The 25,059-nt window shown below is 67.7% G+C and carries 26 protein-coding genes; 13 read left to right on the top strand and 13 right to left on the bottom strand.

Annotation, left to right across the window (positions count from 1 at the left end; translation table 11 throughout):
* Positions 1-419: 419 nt before the first annotated feature.
* A complete protein-coding gene (locus AB0L70_RS30850) occupies positions 420-839 on the bottom strand; it encodes an NUDIX hydrolase (protein WP_363690280.1) in 420 nt (139 codons plus the stop codon).
* Between the two features lie 218 nt (positions 840-1,057).
* Here AB0L70_RS30850 and AB0L70_RS30845 point away from each other — a divergent pair, with 218 nt between their 5' ends.
* Together AB0L70_RS30845 and AB0L70_RS30840 are read left to right on the top strand one after the other, a co-directional pair.
* The gene (locus AB0L70_RS30845) at positions 1,058-1,981 is read left to right on the top strand and encodes a phosphotransferase (RefSeq protein WP_363690279.1); all 924 of its coding nucleotides are present in this window, start codon (positions 1,058-1,060) and stop codon (positions 1,979-1,981) included.
* 5 nt (positions 1,982-1,986) lie between these two features.
* A complete protein-coding gene (locus AB0L70_RS30840; RefSeq protein ID WP_363690278.1) occupies positions 1,987-2,493 on the top strand; it encodes a DUF4279 domain-containing protein in 507 nt (168 codons plus the stop codon).
* 211 nt (positions 2,494-2,704) lie between these two features.
* Here AB0L70_RS30840 and AB0L70_RS30835 read toward each other — a convergent pair whose 3' ends face one another.
* From AB0L70_RS30835 to AB0L70_RS30815, 5 genes are all read right to left on the bottom strand, one after another.
* Positions 2,705-3,322 (bottom strand): DinB family protein, encoded by a 618-nt coding sequence (locus tag AB0L70_RS30835; protein ID WP_363690277.1) that lies wholly within the window; start codon positions 3,320-3,322, stop codon positions 2,705-2,707.
* On the bottom strand, positions 3,322-3,756 hold the full coding sequence (locus AB0L70_RS30830; protein WP_363690276.1) for a GNAT family N-acetyltransferase: 435 nt from the start codon (positions 3,754-3,756) through the stop codon (positions 3,322-3,324). The genes AB0L70_RS30835 and AB0L70_RS30830 overlap by 1 nt, the downstream gene beginning before the upstream one ends.
* The gene (locus AB0L70_RS30825) at positions 3,753-4,574 is read right to left on the bottom strand and encodes an alpha/beta hydrolase (protein ID WP_363690275.1); all 822 of its coding nucleotides are present in this window, start codon (positions 4,572-4,574) and stop codon (positions 3,753-3,755) included. Before AB0L70_RS30825 ends, AB0L70_RS30830 begins: the two co-directional genes overlap by 4 nt.
* 71 nt (positions 4,575-4,645) lie before the next feature.
* Positions 4,646-5,662 carry a hypothetical protein gene (locus AB0L70_RS30820; protein WP_363690274.1) on the bottom strand — a complete coding sequence of 339 codons (1,017 nt, stop codon included), beginning with the start codon at positions 5,660-5,662 and terminating at the stop codon, positions 4,646-4,648.
* A gap of 189 nt (positions 5,663-5,851) precedes the next feature.
* Entirely contained in the window at positions 5,852-6,217 is a 366-nt protein-coding gene (locus AB0L70_RS30815) for a YciI family protein (RefSeq protein ID WP_363690273.1), read from the bottom strand.
* A 149-nt stretch (positions 6,218-6,366) separates the two neighbouring features.
* Between AB0L70_RS30815 and AB0L70_RS30810 the strand changes: the two genes are divergently transcribed.
* A complete protein-coding gene (locus AB0L70_RS30810) occupies positions 6,367-7,056 on the top strand; it encodes a DUF4386 domain-containing protein (protein ID WP_363690272.1) in 690 nt (229 codons plus the stop codon).
* Here the strand turns inward: AB0L70_RS30810 and AB0L70_RS30805 are convergent.
* The 3 genes from AB0L70_RS30805 to AB0L70_RS30795 are packed head-to-tail and all read right to left on the bottom strand — an operon-like array spanning position 7,007 to position 8,070.
* Positions 7,007-7,357, bottom strand: coding sequence for a VOC family protein (locus tag AB0L70_RS30805; protein WP_363690271.1), 351 nt, complete (start codon positions 7,355-7,357; stop codon positions 7,007-7,009). The genes AB0L70_RS30810 and AB0L70_RS30805 overlap by 50 nt on opposite strands.
* Before the next feature lie 2 nt (positions 7,358-7,359).
* Positions 7,360-7,686: a VOC family protein gene (locus tag AB0L70_RS30800; protein ID WP_363690270.1), complete on the bottom strand. Its 327-nt coding sequence runs from the start codon at positions 7,684-7,686 to the stop codon at positions 7,360-7,362.
* Positions 7,687-7,701: 15 nt separating this feature from the next.
* Complete coding sequence (locus AB0L70_RS30795; RefSeq protein ID WP_363690269.1) at positions 7,702-8,070, bottom strand: hypothetical protein; 369 nt, start codon at positions 8,068-8,070, stop codon at positions 7,702-7,704.
* Between the two features lie 174 nt (positions 8,071-8,244).
* On the opposite strand from AB0L70_RS30795, the gene glmU reads away from it, so the two are divergent.
* Positions 8,245-9,723, top strand: a complete 1,479-nt coding sequence (gene glmU / locus AB0L70_RS30790; protein ID WP_363690268.1) for a bifunctional UDP-N-acetylglucosamine diphosphorylase/glucosamine-1-phosphate N-acetyltransferase GlmU — start codon at positions 8,245-8,247, stop codon at positions 9,721-9,723.
* A gap of 15 nt (positions 9,724-9,738) precedes the next feature.
* Positions 9,739-10,719 carry a ribose-phosphate diphosphokinase gene (locus tag AB0L70_RS30785; RefSeq protein ID WP_363690267.1) on the top strand — a complete coding sequence of 327 codons (981 nt, stop codon included), beginning with the start codon at positions 9,739-9,741 and terminating at the stop codon, positions 10,717-10,719.
* Here the strand turns inward: AB0L70_RS30785 and AB0L70_RS30780 are convergent.
* Positions 10,716-11,393: a hypothetical protein gene (locus AB0L70_RS30780; RefSeq protein ID WP_363690266.1), complete on the bottom strand. Its 678-nt coding sequence runs from the start codon at positions 11,391-11,393 to the stop codon at positions 10,716-10,718. The genes AB0L70_RS30785 and AB0L70_RS30780 overlap by 4 nt on opposite strands.
* Before the next feature lie 137 nt (positions 11,394-11,530).
* Between AB0L70_RS30780 and AB0L70_RS30775 the strand changes: the two genes are divergently transcribed.
* Genes AB0L70_RS30775 through AB0L70_RS30765 form a run of 3 tightly spaced genes read left to right on the top strand, consistent with a single transcriptional unit; the run spans position 11,531 to position 14,935 of the window.
* Positions 11,531-13,495, top strand: coding sequence for a histidine kinase (locus AB0L70_RS30775; RefSeq protein ID WP_363690265.1), 1,965 nt, complete (start codon positions 11,531-11,533; stop codon positions 13,493-13,495).
* 13 nt (positions 13,496-13,508) lie between these two features.
* Positions 13,509-14,150: a response regulator transcription factor gene (locus AB0L70_RS30770; protein ID WP_363690264.1), complete on the top strand. Its 642-nt coding sequence runs from the start codon at positions 13,509-13,511 to the stop codon at positions 14,148-14,150.
* 23 nt (positions 14,151-14,173) lie between these two features.
* Positions 14,174-14,935 carry a DUF1932 domain-containing protein gene (locus tag AB0L70_RS30765; protein WP_363690263.1) on the top strand — a complete coding sequence of 254 codons (762 nt, stop codon included), beginning with the start codon at positions 14,174-14,176 and terminating at the stop codon, positions 14,933-14,935.
* Here the strand turns inward: AB0L70_RS30765 and AB0L70_RS30760 are convergent.
* The gene (locus tag AB0L70_RS30760; protein WP_363690262.1) at positions 14,928-15,593 is read right to left on the bottom strand and encodes a hypothetical protein; all 666 of its coding nucleotides are present in this window, start codon (positions 15,591-15,593) and stop codon (positions 14,928-14,930) included. The two genes, AB0L70_RS30765 and AB0L70_RS30760, sit on opposite strands and share 8 nt — an antisense overlap.
* Before the next feature lie 289 nt (positions 15,594-15,882).
* Here AB0L70_RS30760 and AB0L70_RS30755 point away from each other — a divergent pair, with 289 nt between their 5' ends.
* From AB0L70_RS30755 to AB0L70_RS30735, 5 genes are read left to right on the top strand one after another with little or no spacing between them, the layout of a single operon-like run.
* Positions 15,883-16,530, top strand: a complete 648-nt coding sequence (locus tag AB0L70_RS30755; RefSeq protein WP_363690261.1) for a 50S ribosomal protein L25/general stress protein Ctc — start codon at positions 15,883-15,885, stop codon at positions 16,528-16,530.
* A 39-nt stretch (positions 16,531-16,569) separates the two neighbouring features.
* Complete coding sequence (gene pth, locus AB0L70_RS30750) at positions 16,570-17,145, top strand: aminoacyl-tRNA hydrolase (RefSeq protein ID WP_363690260.1); 576 nt, start codon at positions 16,570-16,572, stop codon at positions 17,143-17,145.
* Entirely contained in the window at positions 17,142-20,768 is a 3,627-nt protein-coding gene (mfd, locus tag AB0L70_RS30745; RefSeq protein WP_363690259.1) for a transcription-repair coupling factor, read from the top strand. The genes pth and mfd overlap by 4 nt, the downstream gene beginning before the upstream one ends.
* Positions 20,769-20,793: 25 nt before the next feature.
* Positions 20,794-21,423, top strand: a complete 630-nt coding sequence (locus AB0L70_RS30740; RefSeq protein ID WP_363690258.1) for a hypothetical protein — start codon at positions 20,794-20,796, stop codon at positions 21,421-21,423.
* Positions 21,424-21,432: 9 nt separating this feature from the next.
* Positions 21,433-22,416: a MazG family protein gene (locus AB0L70_RS30735; protein WP_363690257.1), complete on the top strand. Its 984-nt coding sequence runs from the start codon at positions 21,433-21,435 to the stop codon at positions 22,414-22,416.
* Here the strand turns inward: AB0L70_RS30735 and AB0L70_RS30730 are convergent.
* Positions 22,413-23,087, bottom strand: a complete 675-nt coding sequence (locus AB0L70_RS30730) for a hypothetical protein (RefSeq protein WP_363690256.1) — start codon at positions 23,085-23,087, stop codon at positions 22,413-22,415. The genes AB0L70_RS30735 and AB0L70_RS30730 overlap by 4 nt on opposite strands.
* A complete protein-coding gene (locus tag AB0L70_RS30725; RefSeq protein ID WP_363690255.1) occupies positions 23,087-24,694 on the bottom strand; it encodes a helix-turn-helix domain-containing protein in 1,608 nt (535 codons plus the stop codon). The genes AB0L70_RS30730 and AB0L70_RS30725 overlap by 1 nt, the downstream gene beginning before the upstream one ends.
* Positions 24,695-25,059: the final 365 nt, after the last annotated feature.

The following is a 25,059-nucleotide window of genomic DNA, read 5'->3' as shown; positions in this document are numbered from 1 at the left end:
AAGGGGCGGGGAGAAGACACAAGCTTCGGGGATCTCGTTGCTACAGCTATTTCTTGGCCCGCCGTTGCTCAGCGCGGCGAAGTCCGGGAAGCGAGATGGCTGCGACCGTCAGGAGCAGAAGACCGATAACCAGGTGTCGGGTGTCACCGTCGATCAGCGCGTCCACAATTAGAAGCGCTGACACAACCGTTATCACCGCGACGAGTGCCTGATTGATCAAGGTCCTAGGCATGGGCAGAACCTAACTCTTGTCTGTGAGCATCGATAGTGGGCATCGATCTTGCTAACGGATTTGCTAACGACGATGTGGATCGGGACGTACGACCAGGCACAGGGTGAGCCGATGCCTCGTCTGGACCGTGGTGGACGGGCCTGCGGCAATCTTGAATCTCGAACAGGATCGGAACCTGGCGGGGGAGCTAGTTTTCTGGCTGTGCGGTGGCGCGGTGGATGGCGTTTAGGGTGGTTGGGAGGGTTTCTGGGTGGGCCAGGTTTAGGGCTGCGAGGTCGGTGGGGTGGAACCAGCGTAGGTCGTCGTGTTCCTCGGGTGCGGCGTTGACAGGGTTCCCGTCCCAGCGGGTGATCAGGAAGCCGTGTACGTCGAGGGTCGGGTCGTTGACCGTCAGCGGGATGGGTATGGGGTCGTGGACGATGATCGCGAGTTCTTCTCGGCATTCCCGACGGACGGCCTGGTGGGGTAGTTCGCCGGGCTCGACATGTCCGCCGGCGGAGAAGCTCCAGGCGTCGGGATACCACCTACGGGCTGGATGGCGGTGGACCAGGAGCACGAGACCGTCGCGGACAAGTAGAGCGACTGAGATCGGAATCCGCGCAACCATGAACGGCACCCTAGACGCGCCCACCCCCAAGCGGCCGGAGAGCGCCGCGAGCCCAAGGGGGTGGAGAGCGCCGCTGGCCCAAGGGGCCGGAGTGCGCCGCTGGCCCAAGGGGCCGGAGTGCGCCGCTGCGCCCTGAGGTAATTGTGGTGCCGGAGTGCGCTGCTGGGTCTGGGTAATTGCGGTGCGTTGGTGAAGGGTGGGGGCCTAGATTTCGTGGGGTGGATCTTTCGCAGCTTGGTGCGGCGGTTGGGCCGATGATCCGTGTGGGCGGCGGGTTCGCCAATCGGATGTATCGGCTGGACACCGACCAGGGGTCGTTTGCGGTGAAGGAGTTGAATCTGGTCGACCGGCGCTGGAGCTATCGCGTCGAGGATGTGTTCAGGTTCGAGCGGGCGGCGTTTGCGGCCGGCGTTCCGATGCCTGAGCCGATCGCGGCCGGCGACGACATGCTCGTTCATCGGTGGGTCGAGGGAGAGAAGGTGCCTGAGGCGCCGGTGTCGGCGGCGTACGCGTTTGAGATCGGTGAGATTCTCGCGCGCATCCACGCGCTGGACGTTGAGTGGACCGATGTGTCGACGGAGGAGCCGGTGGCGCGGGACTGGCCCGAGCTCGCCGAGCGGGCGGCGGCGACCGGGCAGCCGTGGGCCGACGAACTCGCCTCCCACGTCGAGATGTTCCTCGCGATCGCGCACTTCGTCGACACCTGTGAACGGCCGGGTCCCGTCGTACTGACGCACAAGGACATCCAGCCGTGGAACCTGCTCGCTCGCGAGGGTCGGCCGGTGGTGCTGGACTGGGAGCTTTCCGGGCTGCTCGACCTGTCCGGTGAGCTCGGTTCGACCGCGCTGAGCATCTCTAAGGGCCCTGGCTTCGACACCATCGAACCGACCATCTTCCGCGCCGTCCTCGATGGGTACGTCGCAGCCGGCGGAGTACTGCCACCGCCGGGCCCAAGCTGGTTCGTCTTCATGATCAGCGGCTGGCTGGGCCACACCCGCTGGAACATCCTCCGCTGCCTAGCCGACATCGAACCAACCACCGGCCCCGAGCTCGCCCTATCCCAAGAGTCCGCACACAACGGCATCCGCGGCCTCCCCGACATGTTCCACCGCCTCCCAGACCTCGAGACACTGCTCGTCTGACGCTGATGAACTACCGCGTCACGGCGGCTGCGAGCATGGCTGGTGTGATCAGAACGCCTCGGGTTGAGCAGAGGGCCGAGCTGCGCGTCTACGCCAGCGACACCGGCGAGGACTTTGACCCTGAGTCCTTGACGAGTCTCCTTGGAATCATCCCGAGCAAGGTCATGCGACGGGGAGACGTGCTCCGCTCCGGCCGCGTACGCGACGTGACAGTTTGGTGGTGGGAAACCCCAGAGCGCGTCGAGTGGGACAGTGAAGCACTCGTGCTCGAGGTCCTCGATGCATTTGAGCCGGTAGCCGAGCAGTTGGCTGAGGCGGTACGTCGCTGGGGGCTCACCTTGGTGATTGGCCTGGTCACGTCCATGTACGGGGTGATTCAGGCCGATTCGGACAATGAGATCGGCCTCGACGTCGCAACACCAGCCCTCGCATTCTCGGCGGAGACACTACGCAGATTGGGCCGGCTGGGCGCGAGCATCGACGTCGATCTGTACGTGATCGCGCCGGAGTAGCTGAGGGCCTGCGTTGCTGCAGTTACTTGCCGGCTCGGCGTTGTTCGGCGCGGCGGAGGGACGGGACTGAGAGGGCTGTGACCAGGAGGAGAAGGAGGCCGATGATGAGTTGGCGGGTCCCGCCGCCGAGAAGGCGTCGACCGTGAGGAGCACCGACCCAACGGCCAGTACGGCGATGAGGACTCGGTTGATCAGTGTTCTCGGCATGTGCTCAACCTAGGTCGTTCTTCTGAGCGTCGTCCCATTCGATGTAGTCGGGCTCTGGGTCGACGGCGAAGCGGAAGTGGTTGGCGGCTTGTTGGACTGTGTGCGTTCGATCGCGCCAGAAGGGTGTGTCTGCGTGGGTGTTGTTGGTGAGTTGGCCGTCGGTTTGTTCTCGGATGATGTCTGCGTGGCCTGCGTGTTGGGCTGTTTCGGCGAGCATTCTGATGAGGAGGACACCGAGCGTTGTGGCTGGGTGGTCCCAGTGCTCGACGTGACCGGCGGCGTCCAGATCCAAGTCCGCGATGGTGAGGTCGGCGTGGGCGCAGGCCTGGCGGTAGACGGTCGTGATGTAGGTGGTGGATTCGTCGGGGGTGGCCCACATGTCGATCTCGGCGTACGGGTCGTCCCGGAACCACGACGGACGGTCGATGGGCGGGCGGCCGAACGAGATACCTAGGTAGCCGTACTCCAAGCCGGCCAGGTGTTTCACCAACCCCAACAGGTTTGTGCCGGTGGGCGTCGCCGGGCGGCGGCGATCGTACTCCGACAGGCCGTCCAGTTTGCTGAGCATCACAGCGCGCCTGCTCTGCAGCACCCTCGTCAGCTCAGCTTTCACCGCGTTCATCAGTCGAAGGTGTAGCGGTAGATGTTTGAGGTTCGGGGGGCAAAGCCTAGGCGTTGGTAGAGGTGGTTGGCGGCGGCTCGGTCTGGGCGGGAGGTCAGGTCGACGGTGCGGGCGCCGGCTGATCGGGCTTGGTGGAGGGCTTCCTGGGTGAGGATCGCGCCGATGCCCTGGCCGCGGGTGGATTCGTCGACTACGACGTCTTCGATTCGGGCTCGGAGGCCGGAGAGGCTGGGGAACGTTACGAGGGTCAGCGTTCCGACGATCCGGTCCTCGATGCGTGCGACCAGGACTGTGTTGGCTTCGTGGGAGACGAGGCGGCTCAGCGTGGGCCGGTCCAGCGGCACGGCTGAGTGGGAGAGTTGGGGTAGCAGGTGGTTGTAGGCGGCAACTACCTCGTCGGTGACCTGCTCCAGTACGTCGACTCTTACGTTCACCGTAGGAACTCCCGGATGTGGTCGGACCAAACGTCCGGCTTCTCGAAGTGGCACATGTGGGCGGCGTTCGGGATGACGGCCAGTTGGCTGGTGGGTACGGCGGCGTGCAGACGGCGGGCCAGTTGGACGGGGAAGCCCATGTCCTGTTCGCCGTGAAGGATGAGAATGGGCTTGCCGGAGTTGCGGAGGATGGCCTCGGGGTCGCCTGGGCACCACGGGTGCATGACGCCGCTGACGGCCCGTTCATAGCTCCAGTCGCCGGTGTCGGAGCCCAGCGATTCGAGGAGTTCCAGATAGGCAGGCGCCAGGTCGAGGTTCCAGACGAAGATGGTGGAGTTGCGCAAAGCTCCGTGAGCGGCCGCCTCGGCTCGGCGGCGGCGCTCGTACTCCTCCCACCCGTCCAGATACCGCTCGTTGTCCGCACCGGAATAGGCGGAGGTGGACGCGAGGATCAACCGGCGTACCTGCGACGGATGCTTGTCGACGAACTGCATCGCCGCCCGACCACCGGTCGAGAACCCAAGCAGGTCGACCGATCCGAGCCCCAGCTTCTCGATCAGCCGATGAGTGTCCCGTACGACGTACTCCGGCTCGAGCTCGTCCGCCGGCAACCCCCGCGAGCTCCGCCCACAACCACGGAAGTCGAACAGTACGACGTGATGGTCGCGCGCGAGAGGTTCGAAGCCCGGTAGGAGGTAGCCGTGGCCGACGTCGGGTCCGCCATGGATCACCACGAGGGACGGCTTGTCAGTACGCCGCCCAAGCTCGCGGACGAACAGCGTGACATCCCCGACGTCGACCAACATCCCATCAGCCATGCCCGTGAGCATGCCAGAGGGCTAGGACAACCAGTGCTGGATCAGCCGGTGCTGGATCAACTGGCGCTGGATCAGCTGGCGCAGCCGGACCAGAGGATGGCTTGGCTGAACCCGTAGTCGCGCTCGCCGGCCGCGTCGTACTGCTGACCGCGCTCGAACAGGTACCGCACCGTGTTGAAGCCCACGGCATCGATCGGATACTGCGTCCCGTCCGGGCGGACCACGACCGTGGTGCCCGTCTCGTCGGAGTACGCGACGTCGCCGGAGCTGTTCACGCCGTCCACGACGTTCGGGTAGCTGACGACCTTGGTGCTCTGCGTGTTCCAGCGGCCGCCACCGACGTGGCCGTCCTTGAAGCTCTGGATGCCGACGAACGAGTTGCCGCGGATCTCGGTCAGGTCCACCGAGGCGCCGGCCTCACCGCGGACCGGCAGACCCTTGCGGTCCCAACGCGCCCAGATCATGCCGAGCCCGATCTCCTCGGTCGAGACGCTGCCGACGACCACACCGTTGTCACTGATGTCGGCTGCGGACGACGAGTTGTCCGCGAGCAGTCGGCGCGGCTTGCCGCCGGCCGGCCAAACGATCGGACTCGACACGCCGGTGGCCTTGTCCAGGCCGTTTCCGACCACATCGCCGCGCTCGTTGAGAGCCCGGACCGAGACGTAGTCCATGCCGGCGGGGCCGGTGAGCTTCCGGACGGTGCCGTGCGAGTAGAGCCAGGGTTGTGCGGCCCCCTCGGCGTCCTCCGTCGACCCGAGGACCGTCCCGTGCGAGTTCACATCGATCAGCGACGTACGGCTGCCCGGAAGCGGTTCGAGGACCTGCGGTTCGCCGTCCGTCCAGAACACCGGCTCGAACGTGACGTCGGGAAGCTGAAGATGGCCGACCTGGTAGCGGGCGGTCGGGTCGGAGGCGGACATCGAGGCGAAGGTGTTGTTGGTGGGAGTGCCCGCGGGCAGCTTGAGTTCCGTGGCCGAACAGTCGGACGACTGCGCGGCCATGGCCGGCGAGATGCCGGTGATGACGGCTCCGGCCAGCACCGCGGATGTCAGTACCGCGGCGGATCGGAGGATGGATTTCTGCATGAATAGCCCCCAGCTAGAAAGAACTCCGGCGGACCGGAGGAGAACCTGACGTTTACCTTCGATGCAGAGATCGCACCGATGGTTATCCGATCTCCCCACTCCGGATGGCCGGTACCGGCACCCGAACTGTGCGACGAGCAGGGCTCAGTTAGCCGCCCCACGCGTCGCGGAGTGCGGTCTCTGGTGGGGTCACTCGTCCGGGACTCCTACGTCGAGGCATTCGCGGACCTCGATGTCGTAGTCGCGGGGGAGCAGGGAGGCGACCTCCATCGCGGCCTGGAGGTCGGGTAGTTCGACCAGGTAGAAGCCGCCGAGTTGTTCGACGGTTTCGGCGTCCGGGCCTTCGGTGATCCGGCGTCCGTCGCCGTCGGGGCGGAGAGTACGGGCGTTCTTCGGGTGGGTGAGCGCTTCACCGCCACGGAACCGGCCGCGCTCACGCACCGCCGCCGTGAACGTACGGAAGGCGGCGAACACCTCCTCCTGTGTGGCTTCGTCGGCTGCGTCCCAGCGGGCGAAGTGGTCGGGCTCGGCCATCAGAACCAAGAACCGGGTCATCAGTCCCCATCCCTCGAGGTGGATTCGGCTGTCACCACGATGACGCGCGACCCTCCCGGAAATCGACAGGACCGCTCGAGGTCTCGTTCTTTCGTACTAAGTACGCTACGTTGACCTTACTAAGTACGAATCCAGTTGAGGGGGACCTGATGGAGACTGTGCAACTGCCGGAAGTGCGGGAACGGACCGCGGTTGAGGACATCCGGCCATGGGCGGTGACCGCGGGAGCCGGGCTGCTCCTGATGTCGGCGCTGGCCGGCTTCGCCAACTTCGGCGTCGTCGAGCAACTGAAGACCGCGGCGGACATCGCGGCCTCGGAGGGACTCTTCCGGGCAGGCATCGCGGGCCTCTTCGGCGTGATCGTGCTCGACATCGTCGTCGCGGTGGCGCTCTACCGCTTCTTCAGTCCCGTCAGCAAGAACCTCTCGTTGCTAGCAGCAACGTTCAGGCTCGTCTACGCGGCCGTCTTCATGGTTGCCCTAGGTCACCTTCTCGCCGTGCTCCGGCTGCTGGGCGACCCACAGGCAGTGCTCCATGAGCTCGACGCGTTCTCAGACGTCTGGCTCACGGGATTGGGTCTGTTCGGTTGTCATCTCGTGCTGATCGGCTACCTGGCCTACCGCTCCGGCTACGTCCCCAGACTGCTCGGCGCCCTCCTCGTCATCGCCGGCCTCGGGTACGTCGCGGACGCCGTCGGCACGATCTCCGGCCACAACCTCGTCATCGCGAACTTCACCTTCCTCGGCGAGTTCCTCCTCGCCCTCTGGCTCGTGGTCCGCGGCGGCCGGGTCAGGACCGAACAAAGCCGAGTTCGTTCCCGTCCGGGTCGCGAATCGTGAACTTGCGAGTGCCGTACGGCGTGTCCTGCAAGGGCTCGAGCACGTCCGCGCGTGGGCCGATCCGCGCCCACCAAGCGTCGACGTCGTCGACCTCCAGATTGAACCGCGCGCCGGTAGCGGGAACCGGCTCATAACGCCCGAGCGCGAACTGAGCAGGCCCCAGAGTGAAATGGGCGTACGTCGGGGCATCCGGTGGCCAATGGCCCTCCGCCGGTACGCCGAACAGCTCTTCGTACCACTCGATCGCCCGGCCGAGGTCCCGGACGTTCACCCGTACGTGGGTGAGGCGAGGAACGTCCATGCTCAGCCGATGATGCAGAAGATCGTGCCGCCGGGGGCTCGCAGTACGACGAAGTCCGCGTTGGGCGGGTAGGTCCAGTCCTCGACGCGTTCCGCGCCCAGCCCGATCAGTCGCTCCACCTCGGCCTCCGGGGTGGAGTTGCTGTCGACCCAGAGGTCCAGGTGGGTGCGGTCGGTCCGGTCGAGGTGCAGCCGCGTCGCCGGCACGTCCTTCGGGATGAGGAAGTCGGGATTGGCGTCGGCGTCGAGGTCGAGGGCCTGGCGCCAGAAGTCGGCGACCTCGTCCTGGCCGTCGACGTTGAGGACGATTGCTCCGATGGTGAGGCCCATTGCGCGTGCTCCTTGTCAGGTATGAGGGACGACGACGATCTGGTGCGGGTCGTCGTAGAGGACGTGCCCGGGATCCGGGCTGGTGAAGCGGTCACACGGGACCTGATGGGACTCGAGGATGGCGAGATACCCGGGCACCCGGGTGAAGAGATGAGTGGCGCTCGGTTTGAACCAGGCAGCGGCCAGCGGATTGTCGGCGTACACAGTGGGGTCGACATCGGACGGGTTCGTGTAGGTGGCGTCGTACCAGGCGTTGTTCTCCCGGCGCCAGGCTTCCTCGGCGTCGGTGAGCAGTCCGCGGTGTCCCAGTTGGTTGACCAGGCCGAAGATGCCGATCCGGCGGCCGCGGTGGTCGGGGTCAGGGCTCTGATAGCGGATGTACACGGGAAATGCCTATCAGCCGGCGCGGACAGTCTTCGGTGTGTCCGGGGTCACTAGGCCCGCCGGACCCGGGAGAAGTCGACTCCGGAGAGCAAGTAGGCTTGCGCGGGCACAGTTTCGGGTGCCCATGCTGATACTTGTTCCAGAAACTCGCAGGGAACTCGAGGAGAAGACCGCGTGACTTCCCATCGCCCCGCGGCGGTCGTGATCATGGCCGCCGGACTCGGAACCCGGATGAAATCGGCGATCCCGAAGGTGCTGCACGAGATCGGCGGGCGCAGCCTCGTCGGGCACGCCGTGGTCACCGCCCGGGCACTCACCCCCGAGCATCTCGTCGTCGTGGTCGGTAACGGCCGCGAGCTGGTCGAGGCTCACCTCGCCGAGGTCGACCCGGACGCTCGTACGGCGGTGCAGGAGAAGCAGCTCGGCACCGGGGACGCGGTCCGCGCCGGGCTGACCGCCGTACCGGCGAGCTTCGACGGCTCGGTCATCGTCACGTCGGGTGACGTCCCGCTGCTCGAGGCGGAGACGCTGCACGAGCTGATCGCGGACCACGACAAGCACGGCAACGCGGTCACCGTGCTGACCGCGCGGGTGCCGGACCCGACCGGGTACGGACGGATCGTGCAAGGGCCGGACGGCACCGTCGCCGAGATCGTCGAGCACAAGGACGCGACGCCGGAGCAGCGGGAGATCGACGAGATCAACGCCGGCATCTACGTCTTCGACGCGGCCACGCTGCGCGACGGCCTGAGCCGGATCACCACCGACAACGCCCAGGGCGAGCTGTACCTCACCGATGTCCTCGCGATCGCCCGCACCGACGGCAAGCGGGTCGGTTCGCACGTCACCGAGGACGCGATGCAGACCGAGGGCGTCAACGACCGGGTCCAGCTGGCCACGCTCCGGGCCGAGCTGAACCGCCGTACCCTCGACAAGCTGATGCGCGAGGGGGTGACCGTCGTCGACCCGAACACCACCTGGGTCGACCAGACCGTCCAGCTCGACCGCGACGTGACCCTGCTGCCGAACACCCAGCTGCACGGCGAGACCACGGTCGGATCCGGTACGACGATCGGCCCGGACACGACGCTGACCGACGTACGGATCGGGGCCGGTGCGACGATCATCCGCACCCACGGGTCGAGCTCGGAGCTCGGCGACGGCGCGAACGTCGGCCCGTTCGCCTACCTCCGTCCCGGCACCAAGCTGGGCGTGAAGGCCAAGATCGGCACGTTCGTCGAGACCAAGAACAGCACGATCGGCGACGGCGCCAAGGTGCCGCACCTGACGTACGCCGGGGACGCCACGATCGGCGAGGGCGCGAACATCGGCGCCGGCACGATCTTCGCCAACTACGACGGCGTCGCGAAGCACCCGACGCACATCGGCAAGCACTCGTTCATCGGCAGCAACTCGGTCATCGTGGCGCCGCGGACGGTTGCGGACGGCGCCTACCTGGCCGCCGGGACCGCGCTGACCGAGGACGTCGGGCCGGGCGAGATCGCGGTTGCCCGCGGCCGGCAGCGCAACATCAAGGGCTGGGTCGCGCGGAAGCGGGCCGGCACCAAGACCGCCAAGGCGGCCGAAGAAGCTCAAGCGGCGGACAAGGCAGCGGATCCGGCCGTGCTGGGCGACACTGGCGAGAAGGCGTAACGGGAGGCACGGGCCATGAGCGGGATGAAGCGAACCACCGAGAAGAACCTGATGGTGTTCTCCGGCCGGGCCCATCCCGGTCTGGCCGAGGAGGTCGCCCAGAATCTCGGCGCCGGCCTGGTGCCGACCCAGGCGTACGACTTCGCCAACGGCGAGATCTACGTCCGGTTCGAGGAGTCGGTCCGGGGCAGCGACGCGTTCGTGATCCAGAGCCACACCTCGCCGATCAACGAGTGGATCATGGAGCAGCTGATCATGGTCGACGCGCTGAAGCGGGCGTCGGCCAAGCGGATCACCGTCGTACTGCCGTTCTACGGGTACGCGCGGCAGGACAAGAAGCACCGTGGCCGGGAACCGATCTCGGCCCGGCTGATGGCCGACCTGTTCAAGACCGCCGGCGCGAACCGGCTGATCTGCGTCGATCTGCACACCTCGCAGATCCAGGGCTTCTTCGACGGCCCGGTGGACCACCTGATGGCGATGCCGATCCTGAGCGAGTACGTCCGGAACAAGTACGGCGACGAGCAGCTGGCCGTGGTCTCGCCGGACGCCGGCCGGATCAAGGTGGCCGAGCAGTGGTCGGCCCGGCTGAACAACGCGCCGCTGGCCTTCATCCACAAGACCCGCGACATCGACCGCCCGAACGAGACGGTCGCGAACCGTGTCGTCGGTGAGGTCAAGGGCCGGGTCTGCATCCTGGTCGACGACATGATCGACACCGCGGGCACCATCACCAAGGCGGCCGACGCGCTGTACGCCGAGGGCGCCGCGGGCGTGGTGATCGCCGCGACCCATGCGATCCTGTCCGGCCCGGCGGTGGACCGGCTGAAGAACTGCCAGGCCAGCGAAGTGATCGTCACCAACACGCTCCCGATCGCGGAGGACCGCCGGTTCGACAAGCTCACCGAGCTGTCGATCGCCCCGCTGATCAGCCGAGCCATCCGCGAGGTCTTCGAGGACGGCTCGGTGACCAGCCTGTTCGACGGCCGCGCCTAACCACCCTGGGTACGACGCCACGCGAAGTAGCCGAGGCCGATGGCGGCTGCTGTCATCGGCAAGGCGGTGATCAGTCCGGCAATGCCGTTCCCGGGGATGAAGAACGTGAGCGCGATCGTCATCGCCAGTACCGGGATCCACCGCGGGACGACGTGCGCCCGCAGCAGCCCGACGCACTGGATGACCGTGCCGACGGCGACCGAGAGCGAGCCGACGATCATGGCGGCGAACAGGTGGAACATGTCGTCGGCGACGTGTTCCATCACCGGCGTACCGATCGAGGCGTCCATCCCGGTGGCGAAGTAGTACGTCGCCGCCCAGCCGCCGACGCCGACCGCGTAGAGCGCCGTACCGACCCACATGATTACCCCGCCGACGGTGGCCCAGGCCGCACCGCGGCGGCGGACCAGGTAGGTGGTGAGGAAGGCCTGGGCCGGTACGTTCAGGATCAGGTTCGCGCTGAGGAACACGAGCAGGCCCCACCAGCGGTCGCGCAGTGGCTGGATGTCGGCGTACGTGTAGGTCTCGCCGCCGCCGGACGGGGAGGGCCAGAGCAGTCCGCCGGGTAGGGCGGCCAATGAGGTGAGGCCGAGCACCAGGCCGACCAGGCCGATGCGGCGACGGGTGACGGGATCGGTTGCCGGTACGACGGCCGTGGTGGTTTCGGTGGACATGGGAACCCCCTGCTGGAGAAATCGGACAGCTCCAGGGAACGTCCGGGCACCGGGCTGCCGCATCGGAGCCGGTACGGACCCGGATCTCCGTGCTGACTCGGAGCCGCCAGGGCGGATCGCGGCCTTACTCTGACCACATGCGGTGGCCGCGGTGGATCTCGCTCGGTCTCTCCCTGCTCGTCCTGGCGATGGTCGTGGGGAGCAGTTGGCTGCTGATCGCCTATCGGCACGGGCCGCACACCGTCCGGAACTTCGCCGCCCTCGTCGCGGTCGCGGCCGCCATTACGCTGCTCGGGCTCGTCATCAGCCTGCGCGAGCGGCGGAATCCCGTCGGTGCCCTTCTCAGCTGGATCGGTGCGTCGGCGGTCTTCCTCACCGCGCGCGACGTGTACTTCAGCGTCGTCGTCAGCGATCCCGGCCAGGTGCCGCTGGACAGCCGGGTCGTCGCCTGGTTCGACGAGAGCGGCTGGTGGCTGTTCGTAGCGGTCGCCCTCTTGCTGCTGTACTTCCCGGACGGACGGTTGCCGAGTCGCCGTTGGCGACTACTCCCGCCGGCCTTGGTGCTGCTCGGCATTGCCCAGCAGGTCTTCGGTGCCTTCAACTCGACGCCGTTCCTCGAGCCGCTGCAGGATCTGGCCAGGCCCTATGCCCGGATGCCGTTGCCGTTGCGGATCGTGAGTGAGGTTGCCTTCGGCGCACTGCTTGTCGCGATGCTGGCGGCCGCGGCGTCCGTGGTGGCGCGCTATCGCCGAGCGACCGGCAAGATGCGCGCCCAGTTGAAGTGGTTGTCACTGGCGGGCCTGGCTGCAGTGTTCTACCCCCTTGTCTGTGGGGCCGAGATCATCGTCACCGGACATACCGGCATCGTCGCAACGGTCTTCGGGATCGCCACGCTGGTGAGTCTTCCGGCCTCTGTCGCGGTCGCAATGCTCCGGCACGACCTGTACGACGTAGACCGCGTGCTGGCCGACACCGTCACGTACGGCATCGCGACGGTGGTCCTCCTCGGCACCTATGCCCTCTCCGCGGTGGCACTCGGCCTGGTCATCAGCGACTCCGCAGCCGTCGCCGCAGCCGCAACCGCCGTGTGTGCGTTGATCCTGTCACCGCTGCGATCCCGGCTGCAGCGCGCAGTGGACCGACGGCTCTATCCACCACGGCGTGCAGCCCTCCTGGCCATCGAGGACCTGCAGCGCCGGATCCACACCGAACAGGCCCAGCCGGAAGAGCTGGAGTCTGCACTGCGCACCGCACTGCGCGATCCGGCCCTGCGAGTCGGTCTCCTCGTCCCAGGTGCCTCCGGCTTCGTCGACGCCGCGGGTACGCCGGTCAGTGGTCCACAGCTGATCCCGGTGACGCTGGGCGGCGTGCAGATCGGCGTACTAGCGTCTGACGCGACGAGTCCCGCCGTACTGAAGGCTGTGGCGGCCGGGGCGGCCAGTCTGGTTGAGGTGACGCGGTTGCGGGCCGAGCTGGGTGGTGCGTTGCGTGAGGTCGAGGCGAGCCGGGCGCGGCTGGTTCAGGCGGGTGATGCGGAGCGGCGGCGGCTCGAGCGGGATCTGCATGACGGTGCGCAGCAGCGGCTGGTCTCGTTGGGAATGGCGATGCGATTGGCGCAGCGGCACCTCGGTGACGGGTCGGTTGATGTGGATGGGCTGCTGGATCAGGGCGTCGCGGAGTTGGCGACGGCGGTGGCCGAGTTGCGGCAGATCGCGCACGGGTTGCGGCCGACGAGCCTTGATGACGGGCTGCATGCGGCGCTGAGTGGGATCACGCAGGCGCTGCCGATTCCGGTCCGCCTGCAGATACCTCCTGATCTGCCCGAGGAGTTGGCGACCACGGCGTACTTCGTCGCGGCGGAGGCGGTCACGAACGCGGCGAAGTACGCGAACGCGACGTCGATCGCGGTCCGGGTGGCGCAGTCGACCGGCGAGGTGCGGGTGCTGATCGAGGACGACGGGTGCGGGGGAGCGGCGCCGCGGCCGGGCTCGGGGCTGAGCGGCTTACTCGACCGGGTTGCGGCGGTTGGTGGGTCGCTGGAACTCCGGAGTCCGGTTGGACGAGGCACGACGGTGGAAGCGGTGTTGCCATGCGGATCGTGAGCGGGGGTTTGCCGTGCGGATCGTGATCGGGGAGGACTCGGCGTTGTTTCGCGAAGGCCTGGCGCGGTTGCTGGCCGATGCCGGGCACGAGATCGCCGGCCTGGCCGAGGACGCGCCGAGCCTGGTGACCACGGTGGCCCAGACGTCGCCCGATCTCGCCGTCATCGACATTCGGATGCCGCCCGACCACACCGACGACGGAGCCCGGGCCGCCCGCCGGCTGCGGATGCAGAACCCCGAGCTCGGCATCGTGCTGCTGTCCCAGCACGTCGAGACTCGGCACTCGGTCGAACTCGTCGCGACCGGCCGCTTCGGCTACCTGCTGAAGGACCGCGTCCTCGCGGTCGACGAGTTCCTCGACGCCCTGGACCGGGTCGCATCCGGCGGATCGGCGCTCGACCCCGAAGTGGTGGCCCAGTTGATCGGGCGGCAGCGTGCCGACGATCGGCTGGCACCGTTGACCCCGCGTGAGCGGGAGGTGCTCGCGCTGATGGCCGAGGGGTGTACGAACGTCGGCATCGGGCGGCGGTTGTTCCTGACCGAGCGGACCGTGGAGACGCACGTCGGCAGCATCCTGGCGAAGCTCGGGCTGATCACCAACGACGAGCAGCATCGCCGGGTGCTCGCCGTACTGGCCTATCTTGGTGAGCACTGACCGCTCTCCGGAGGTTGCTGCCAATGCGGATCGCTGTGTTCCACCCCGGCGCGATGGGTTCGAAACTCGCCGCCCAATTAGTTGCCGCAGGCCACGAAGTGCATTGGGTGTCGGAGGGCCGCAGCGAGGCCTCCCGGGCCCGCGCCGACGAAGCCGGCCTGATCGGTACGTCGTTCACCGACGCGGTCGGCAAGGCCGAGGCCGTGCTCTGCTCGTGTGCCCCGCAAGGCGCTGTCGACATCGCGCGGCAGGTGGGCCAAGCGGGATTCGCCGGGCTCTACATCGAGGCGAACCCGTTGTCGCCGCTGTCGTTGCGGGAGGCGCAGTCCGCCGTGCCCGATGCGACCTTCGTGGACGCCGGCGTGGTCGGTCCGCCGCCGACCGGTGGGCCGAGTCCGACGCACCTGATGCTGTCCGGTGCCGCCGCCGATCAGGTCGCCGAGCTCTGGGCCGGTACGGCGGTCACGCCGATGGTGGTCGGCTCCGAGCCAGGGGCGGCCAGCGCGGCGAAGTCGTCGTACGCCCTCTACAACAAGGGCAAGGCGGCACTGGCTGTACTGGCGTTCCAGTTGGCGGAGAAGCATGGCGTCACCGATGCGCTCGTCGCCCAGCAGGTCCGCGCGGACGCGGAGTCGCTCAAGGACCCGTCGCTGCCGGAGAACCTGCGCCGCGTGGCCTGGCGCTGGGGCCCGGAGTTCGACGAACTGGCGGCCACCCTGGATGATGCCGGACTCGAAGGCGACGCGGCCCGCGCGCTCCGCCAGGTCTGGACGAAGCTCAGCTGACGGTCTGCCCGTAGTCGCGGAGGACGAAGGCTGGGATCCGGTCGATCACGCCGGCCATCGCCTCCAGGCGTGGCAGCAGCTCGGGCACCACGAACTGGCCGACTCCCCAGGAGACGAGTGCGTTCCCGGCGAACTGCCATTCCAGCCCGGGGTTGAACAGCATCCACTCCATCATCCGGGGGTGCAGGACGGCCGAGGCGTAGCGATCGTCCGCGCAGGCGACCCGGAACGCGTCGTTGAACGCCTCGCTCTCGAGCTCGAGATCCCGGCCGCCGAAGGCCCGCTTCAATCCTGAGTCCCAGGTGAGGGTGAGCGGCGGTAGTGCGGCCGGGAGGTTGAGGGCAACCACGTGTACGGCGTGCTGCTGCTGGGTCTTGCCGTTGCTCGTCGTGTACGTGTAATCGAGTACGCACACTCCGCGACCGCGGTAGTCGCCGGCGAACGCCTCACCGGGCCGGCCGCGCTGGAACAGGTTCTCGGTGACCTGCATGAGCCATGGGTTCGGTGGGACCGGATACCAGCCGTACTGCGCCGCCGCGATCGCCCTCTGCCGAGACCGCTCGCGCAGTTGCCTGCGCCGCCAGACGGCCAGCCAAATCACCGCTGCGATCAGCGCGATCAGCAGCGGCAGGGAGAGCAGGAGAGAGGTGGACAACACCCCGGCAACGTATCGAACGACAGGTGCGGAAACCGGTCACGGCGACGGCTGCCGAACCTGGAGCAAAGTCCCGGTGGGAACGGATTTCCCGTACGGCCGGAGTGGTGGGTAGACTGTTTTGGTTGCCTCGGCGAGGGACGCCCCCCGAGAACTGTTGGGCGCGGCTCCGTGATCGACGCGGTGGTTCGTTGCCTGACGCCTTCTCCGGGGTCACAAAGCGCCCGCTGAGGCCGCAGCCGAGTTCCACCTAGTCAACTGATCACCGCAACGCATTCAAGGAGTTCATCTCGTGGCCGAGGTCAAGATCCAAGCCGAATCGCGTACGGAGTTCGGCAAGGGTGCTGCCCGCCGAATCCGCCGGGAAAACAAGGTTCCCGCCGTCCTCTACGGCCATGGCAGTGACCCCGTGCACATCACGCTGCCCGGTCACGACACCATGCTGGCCCTGAAGACCGCCAACGCCCTGCTGATGATCGAGGTCGAGGGTGGCGAGTCCCACCTGGCGCTGCCGAAGCAGGTTCAGCGCGACCCGATCAAGGGCTTCATCGAGCACGTCGACCTGGTCATGGTCCGGCGCGGCGAGAAGGTCCAGGTCGACATCGCGGTCCACCTCGAGGGCGAGGCCGTCAGCGAGACCCTGGTCGTGCTGGAAGCGCAGAGCATCCTGGTCGAGGCCGAGGCGACGCACATCCCCGACGGTGTCACCGTCTCGATCGAGGGCCTGGACGTCGGCGCCCAGATCCACGCCTCCGACCTGCAGTTGCCGGCCGGGACGACACTGGCCATCGAGCCGGAGACCCTGATCGTCAACATCACCGCGCAGCAGACCGCCGAGCAGGCCGAGGCCGAGCTGGCCGACGCCGAGGCCGAGGCCGGCATCGAGCGGGACGAGCCGGAGACCGCGGCCGAGGAGCCGGTGGCCGCCGCCGCCGAGTAGTCTGCGGTCACACAGACACAACAGGAGGGCCGGGAATCCGTGGCGGACGACGTGTGGTTGGTCGTCGGACTGGGGAATCCCGGCCCTTCGTATGCCCGCACCCGGCACAACATCGGTCACCTGGTGGCCGATGAGCTGGCGGCCCGGACCGGCGGGAAGTGGAAGCAGCACAAGCAGGTCAAGTCCGAGGTGATCGAGACCCGGATCCGTGGCCTGCGGACGGTTCTGGCCAAACCCCGCTCGTACATGAACGAGTCCGGCGGCCCGGTGTCGGGCCTGTTGAAGTTCTTCAAGCTGGAGCCGGTCAACCTGCTCGTCGTCCACGACGAGCTCGACATCGACTTCGGCGTACTGCGGTGCAAGTTCGGCGGCGGCGACAACGGCCACAACGGGCTCAAGTCGCTGCGGAAATCGCTTGGCACCGGTGAGTACTATCGAGTCCGGTTCGGTGTGGGTCGTCCGCCGGGCCGGCAGGCGCCCGCCGACTTCGTCCTCAACGAGTTCTCCTCCACCGAACGCAAAGACCTCCCGTTCGCCGTGGACCGGACCGCGGATGCCGTCGAATCCCTGCTCACCGACGGCCTGGACGCCACCCAAGGGAAGTACAACTCGTGAAGCTCAGCGGCCTTGTCGACACTCTGATCACCGATCCGGTGGTCGCCGAGGCCGTTCGTGACGCCAAGTCCGACGACGTCACGACTCTCGATCTCAGCGCGCCGACCCCGATCCGCCCGGTCCTGCTCGCCGCGCTCGCGTCCGAGCAGCAGGGCGCCGGCCGTCCGGTCCTGGCCGTCACCGCGACGTTCCGTGAGGCCGAGGAGCTGACCGAGGCGCTGCAGTGCCTGGTCGAGCCCGGCACGGTCGCCTACTACCCGGCCTGGGAGACGCTTCCGCACGAGCGGCTCTCGCCCCGATCGGACACGGTCGGCCGGCGTCTCGCCGTACTGCGGCGACTTGTGCACCCGGATCCGTCGGACGAGACGACCGGGCCGATCAAGATCCTGGTCGCGCCGGTGCGATCTGTGCTGCAGCCGCAGGTCGCCGGGCTGGCCGATCTGAAGCCCGTGCAGCTGCACGTCGGCGACACGATGGAGCTCGAGGAGGTCGTCGAGGCCCTGGCGGGCGCCGCGTACCACCGGGTCGATCTGGTCGAGCGGCGTGGTGAGTTCGCGGTCCGCGGCGGCATCATCGACGTCTTCCCGCCGACCGAGGAGCACCCGCTGCGGGTCGACTTCTTCGGTGACGACGTGGAAGAGATCCGGTACTTCGCGGTCGCCGACCAGCGGTCACTGGAGATCGCCGAGCACGGGTTGTGGGCTCCGCCATGTCGTGAGCTGTTGCTGACGGAGGAGGTCCGTTCGCGGGCCGCCGTACTGGCGAAGGAACACCCGGAGCTGGCCGAGCTGCTCGAGAAGCTGGCCGAGGGACATGCCGTCGAGGGCATGGAGTCCTTGGCGCCGGTCCTGGTCGACCACATGGAGCTGCTGGTCGATCTGATGCCGGCCGGTACGCACGTCGTCGTCAGCGATCCCGAACGGGTCCGGGCCCGGGCGCACGATCTGGTCGCGACCAGCCAGGAGTTCCTGGAGGCGTCATGGGCCGCTGCCGCCGGTGGTGGCGATGCGCCGATCGACCTGGGGGCCGCGGCGTACATGTCGCTCGGCGATGTCCGGTCGCAGGCGCTGGCCAAGGGCCTGGCCTGGTGGAGCCTGTCGCCGTTCACGGCCGCGCCGACCGATGCACCGGAGCTGCGCGACTCGATGGGTGCGCGCGTCTCGTTCGACATCGACACTGAGGCCGGTGCGGTCACCAGTCGGGCGATCGCCGCGCACGAAGTCGATCCGTACCGTGGTGAGACGGCGGCCGCGGTCGAGGACATCCGCGGCTGGTTGCGGGACGGCTGGCGCGTCGTCTGCGTCACCGAGGGCCACGGTCCAGCGCAGCGTCTCGCCGAAGTGTTCTCCGAGGCCGAGCTGCCCGCCCGGGCTGTCGAGGGGATCGACTCCGTGCCGGAGCCGGGCGTCGTACTGATCTCGCAGGGGCAGCTGGACCACGGGTTCATTGCCGACGGCATCAAGCTCGCGGTGCTCACCGAGAACGACCTGGCCGGTCAGCGGTCCGCGGCCGAACGCCGTTCGCAGCAACGGATGCCGTCGCGCCGCAAGAAGACGATCGATCCGCTGGAGCTGCAGCCCGGCGACTACGTCGTCCACGAGCAGCACGGCGTCGGCCGGTACGTCGAGATGATGCAGCGGACCGTCGGCACGGGAGCCCAGAAGGCCACCCGCGAGTACGTCGTGATCGAGTTCGCGCCGAGCAAGCGCGGTCAACCCGGCGACCGCCTGTACGTGCCGACCGACCAGCTCGACCAGGTCACCCGGTACGTCGGGGGCGAGCAGCCGACCCTGGACAAGATGGGTGGCGGCGACTGGGCCAAGCGCAAGGGCCGCGCCCGCAAGGCGGTCCGGCAGATCGCCGGCGAGCTGATCAAGCTGTATGCCGCCCGTCAGGCGACCAAGGGACACGCGTTCGCCAAGGACACCCCGTGGCAGCGTGAGCTGGAGGACGCGTTCCCGTTCGTGGAGACGCCGGACCAGCTCGCCACCATCGACGACGTGAAGCACGACATGGAACGCGTCATGCCGATGGACCGGATCGTGTGTGGTGACGTCGGCTACGGCAAGACCGAGATCGCCGTCCGGGCCGCGTTCAAGGCAGTGCAGGACGGCAAGCAGGTCGCCGTACTGGTGCCGACGACGCTGCTCGTGCAGCAGCACTACGCGACCTTCGCCGAGCGGTACGCCTCCTTCCCGGTGAACGTGGCCCCGCTGTCGCGGTTCCAGACCGACAAGGAGGCCAAGGCGACGATCGACGGCCTGGCCGACGGTTCGGTCGACGTGGTGATCGGGACGCACCGGCTGTTCAGCGGCGAGGTGGCGTTCAAGGATCTGGGCCTGGTCGTGGTCGACGAGGAGCAGCGGTTCGGCGTCGAGCACAAGGAGCAGCTGAAGCGGTTGCGGACGGCGGTCGACGTACTGACGATGTCCGCGACGCCGATCCCGCGGACCCTGGAGATGTCGATCACCGGGATCCGGGAGATGTCCACGATCGCGACGCCACCCGAGGAGCGACACCCGGTGCTCACCTTCGTCGGTGCGTACGACGAGGGCCAGGTGACTGCCGCGATCCGGCGCGAACTGCTCCGCGAGGGCCAGGTCTTCGTCGTCCACAACCGGGTCAACACGATCGAGAAGGCCGCCGCCCGGATCCGCCAGCTCGTCCCCGAGGCCCGCGTCTCGGTGGCGCACGGGCAGATGAACGAGCACACCCTCGAGAACGTGATCCAGGGCTTCTGGGAGAAGCAGTCGGACGTGATCGTGTGTACGACGATCGTCGAGTCCGGGATCGACATCTCGAACGCGAACACGATGATCGTCGAGCGGTCGGACCTGCTCGGGCTGTCCCAGCTGCACCAGCTCCGCGGCCGGGTCGGTCGTGGCCGGGAGCGTGCGTACGCGTACTTCTTCTTCCCGCCGGAGAAGCCGCTGACCGAGACCGCGCACGACCGGCTCGCCACGATCGCGCAGCACGCCGACCTGGGTGGCGGTATGGCGGTCGCGATGAAGGACCTGGAGATCCGCGGCGCCGGCAACCTGCTCGGCGGCGAGCAGTCCGGGCACATCGCGGACGTCGGCTTCGACCTGTACGTCCGGCTCGTCGGCGAGGCGGTCGCGGAGTACCGCGGCGACACCCAGGCCGAGGAGCCCGAGGTCAAGATCGAGCTCCCGATCGACGCGCACCTGCCGCACGACTACATCCCGTCCCAGCGGCTGCGCCTGGAGATGTACCAGCGGCTCGCGGCTGTCCGGGACGAGGACGGGATCGCCGAGCTGGTCGAGGAACTGCACGACCGGTACGGCGACATCCCGCAGCCGGTGCTGAACCTGATCGAGGTGGCGAAGTTCCGCAACCACGCCCGCCGGGCCGGGCTGCACGACGTCACCCTGCAGGGCAATCTGATCCGGTTCGGACCGGTCGAGCTGCCCGATTCGAAGGTGCTCCGGCTGAACAGGCTGTACCCGAAGAGTCTGGTCAAGGCGCAACTGCGTACGATCCTGGTGCCGAGACCTGCCACCCGGCCGGTCGCCGGTCAGCCGCTCCGTGACCAGGAGCTGCTGCAATGGTGTACCCGGTTGATCGACGACGTGATCGCTGAGCCGGTGGGAGTACCGGCATGAACCTGAGTAGAAGCGAGGAGATTCGGTGAGCAGAGGGCGGAAGCTTGGGGCTCTCGGTGCGGCGGCCGCGATGGTGCTGCTGGCCGGCGGCTGCGCGGCGGGGACGCACCCGGGCGCGGCGGCCGTGGTCGGCAAGACCGAGATCACTGTCGGCGACCTCGACAAGACCTCGCGTGCGGTCACGACGGCCCTCGGGCAGGACTTCACCACCAGCATCACGCTGAACGAGTTGGTGAACAACGCACTGGTCGAGCAGATCCGTGAGCAGCGGTCGATCCCGGTGAGCGCCGCGGAGACCGCCGAGGCGGCGAAGCTCGTGGTCCGGGACGAAGCGGCGTACCAGCGCTTCCAGGGCAGCGAGCTGACGCGCGACTTCCTGAACCAGGTCGCCTCCGCCGCGGTCACCACGATCAAGCTCGGCGGCGGGACCGGGGTCAACGACCCGCAGGCGCAGCAGAAGCAGCAGGACGGCATGGCCGTGATCAAGGAAGCGTCGAAGGACATCAAGATCACCGTCTCCCCGCGCTTCGGCCAGTGGACCGACGGTGCCATCGACGGCAAGATCTCCGGCTCGCTGTCGCTGGAGTCCGACCAGGCCAAGGCCAAGCGCGAAGCCGCTGAGGCCCAGCAGCAACAGCAGCAGGGCCAGGGCTGAGGCAGCCGCATGCCTGGTGACACCGCCGGTGGGATCACGGTTGTCCTGACCAGTCCCCGGGTGGCACCAGGCCTGCTCACCCGCGCGGCCTGGCAAGCGCTGGAGTCCGCTGACGAGATCGGTGCGTCCGGCGGCCCGAGCACACGTCCGGACGTGCAGGCCGTGGTCGGCTCCGGTCTACCCGTTTCGCAGGTCGACGAGGCCTGGGCTTGGCTGTCCACTGCGGCCGGCGACGGTCGTCAGGTCGTCTGGCTCGTGGGTGACGACGGCGAGCCGGGCCTGTTGCGGGTCCTCGCGGACCAGCTGAGCCGGGACCCACGACCGCCGTACGAGGTCGAGATCCTGCACGGCTCGTACGACGTACCTGGCGCGCGGCTGATCGACCTGATCCGGGTGATGGACCGCCTCCGCCGCAACTGCCCGTGGGATCAGCAGCAGACCCACGAGAGCCTCGCGAAGTACCTGCTCGAGGAGACCTACGAGACCCTCGAGGCCATCGAGACCGGCGACCGTTCGCACCTGCGCGAAGAGCTCGGCGATCTGGCACTGCAGATCGCGTTCCACTCCCGTATCGCGGAGGAGGACGTTGAAAACGGCTTCACCGTCGACGACGTGGCGGGCGACATCGTCGAGAAGCTGATCCGCCGCCACCCGCACGTCTTCGGCGACGAGCAGAACAAGGACCTGGCCGCGGTCGAGGCCAACTGGGAAACGATCAAGGCCGCCGAGAAGCAGCGCACCTCCGCCCTGGAAGGCATCCCGCTCGCTCTCCCGGCCCTGGCCCTTGCCGACAAGATCCTGGGCCGGGCCGCCAAGGTCATCCCCGCCGACGATGAGACGCCGGCGCCGGCCACGGACGCCGAGCGCATCGGCCGGCAACTCCTCGATCTCGTCCGGACCGCCCGCGCGCTCGACATCGACCCAGAACAAGCACTCCGCGGCACGGTCCGATCGTTGACCGACCGGATCCGCGCCGCGGAGCAAGAAGCTTAGGAAACCAGTACCGCAGTCGTTGCCTTGAGCATGTTCGCCGTACTCAAGGTGCACAGCCCGTACACGATCGGCGTCTCGCCGCCGAACGACACGTTGAGAAGCTCGGCGTCCCGCTGCGCAACCGCCAGCGCATGCCGCTCTTCACTCACGAAGCCGATCCACGAGTACGACGTGGTGCGGTGCGGGAACAGCTCGACCCCGGCCGGCACCGAGATGTGCACGTTGATCATCGTCAGCGGTTCGGTGACGGGCTGCCCGTCCTCGATCCCGATCACGCTGTGGGCCTGCCACACCTGAACGAAGTCCGGCGTGAGCCCCGCCGTCACCACACTGTCCGCGGCCAGCTTGCCCCCCAGCAGCTGGTCCACATGAGCGCTGAGCCATACCGGCACCTCGCCCACGACCGGCCCGGTCTTCAGGCCGGAGAAGTCCTCGACGCCACGGATTCGAACCGTGGGAGAACTCAGCACCCCCGGGTGGGTCCGGTTCTCCTCAGGAGACCGCACGCACCCCAGAACCTGTCGCGAACCCTCGTCCTCGCGGCTAATCGTCAGCGCGAGGACCGGTGCGTACGTCGCGACCGGTTCTGTAGACCCCGCGGCGAGTTCCAGTGCGTCAAGCCACTCACGCGGAACCCTCCTGAGGTCGTGGTCAACACCAGTTGTGTTCATCAGTCCTTCACGATCTCCAATTCTTCAAGCACGGAAAAGAACCAGTCCCCCGCTTGCACGCGTGCGGTATCGAGGAAGTCGTTGAGTTTGACGTCCTGATCCCGCAGATCCTGCTGGCCGAAGGCCATGGTGTCGCCGGCGTCGAGCAGGGCCGCCTCGAGGCGGCCGACGGACGCCAGCCAGTCGTCGACGAGCTGCGCCGGATCCCCTTTCTGACCGCTCGCTTCGATCCGGGCCATCAGGTCCTCGCGGTTGCGGGGAGTCAGGTCCAGATGAAACAACCGTGGAACGACCGGCATCAGGCGGTGGCCCTGCGGGTCGATCTTCTCAACGATCCACAACGGTTCAGGTAATGCGATCTCCTGGAGCGCACCGACCGGTACGTCGGCGCCGAACTCGTCCAGGAGGCCGTGCCGCGCGGCCCGGCTGAACGCGTCCGAGTTGACACTCGCCTCGCGATCACCCGCGATCAGCTTGCGTCGTGCCTCGTGGCTGGTCGAGGTCGACCGCGGCCCCCGCTGTCCGTCTCCGACGAGATCCTCGTCGGAGACGTGGCTACTGACGAGTTGGTACGTCGCGGACTTCGCGTCCTGCTGCAGCAGGACCCGACGGCCGAGCGGGCGTCCGGGCCGCTCGGCGTAACCATGGACGAGAACCAGCGCGACCCCGAAGCCGAAGCCTCCGGTCGCGCCGCCGCCGCGCCGGGCCGCATCCTTCTCGGCGTCGATACCGAGCTGGAAGTAGCTGGACAGGCGGTGCCGAGCGGCCGGGCCGGCCGGCGTCGACTCGTTGCTCTCGTCAACAACGACGACGGCCTTCAGGTGGGTCAGCGGCATCCGGTCGCGGACGAGATCGCGGTAGTGGGCCTCGATCACCTGGATGAACGCCGCTTCGGCGGACACGGCGGCCGGAATCGTCTCGAACTGATCCGGCTGGATGTTCGGCAGCGCCGGCCAGACGGCGCATTGGTTGCCCGCCGCCGTTCCGACCAGAACGAAGGACTGCCGGACGTCGTCGGACTCGTAGAGCTTGATGTCGTAGTCGAGCGGTCCTTCGTCCGGGTGCAGCCGGCCGCCGACCGCGAGGGCCTCGAAGATCCTGGTGATCTGCCGCTGTACGTCCCAGGTGGCGGCGGTGGGCACCGCCATCCCTCGGAGTTGCTGCTGGCGGGCGTGACTGGGAAAGACGATCGTCACTCGCTCCGGCAGGTTGATCCGGGCGTTCGCCAGCAGGCTGACGATGTCGAGTTCGTCGGCCAGGACGATGATCAGGCGGTCGAGGCCGCGAGATTTCAGCAGCTCCTCGAGCAGGGCGTCGCGGGTGGACGGTGACTCCACCGTCCGGACCGGGGAGGCGAACTGGGCGCGGGCGAGCTCCTCCAGCGCGGGCCGGTCGAGGAACTCGGCCAGTTTCGCGGCGTGCTCCAGCGACAGATCCTGGTTGGTGCCTTCGATCCGGTTGATCACATACCGGCTCACACCGATCTGGGCGCCGAGCGCTGCCTGACTCAGCCCGCGCTCGTTGCGCGCAGCGCGGATCAGATCGGCGATGGCGCGCCGGCTCTCCAGCGCGTTGTCAACGGACAGGCCAGCGGATGTCTCGGTCACCGCCTTCTCCTTCTGGGAGTCGTCTCACTCAAGGGCCGGTCTACCGCGTGGGGAGCTGAAGGGACGCCGTTGGCGCCATGAAAGCAGAGTGTCGGCCGAGGCCACGCGCAGGCGCGCCGCGCAGAAGTTCACAACCGTGCATCACAGCCTATCCCTGCCCCTCCTGGCTGCCTTTTCGACCCCCGTGCCAAGCGGGTGTTTCACATTGTGCGCGACGTGCGCACCTGTGCATAGAGGGGGCGCACATTTGTATTGACCTGTCGCATGTGCCGCAACTACTCTGAGCTTGAGGCTGATAACGAAGAGGCGGCCCGGTTGCACCCGAGCCGCCTCACATCACCGAGAACCCGACGACTTAGGCCAAG

The organism is Kribbella sp. NPDC051952 (assembly GCF_040680855.1).
GTDB lineage: Bacteria > Actinomycetota > Actinomycetes > Propionibacteriales > Kribbellaceae > Kribbella.
The sequence above is the reverse complement of the archived record's forward strand: the minus strand, read 5'-3'. Positions and strand labels throughout refer to the sequence as shown.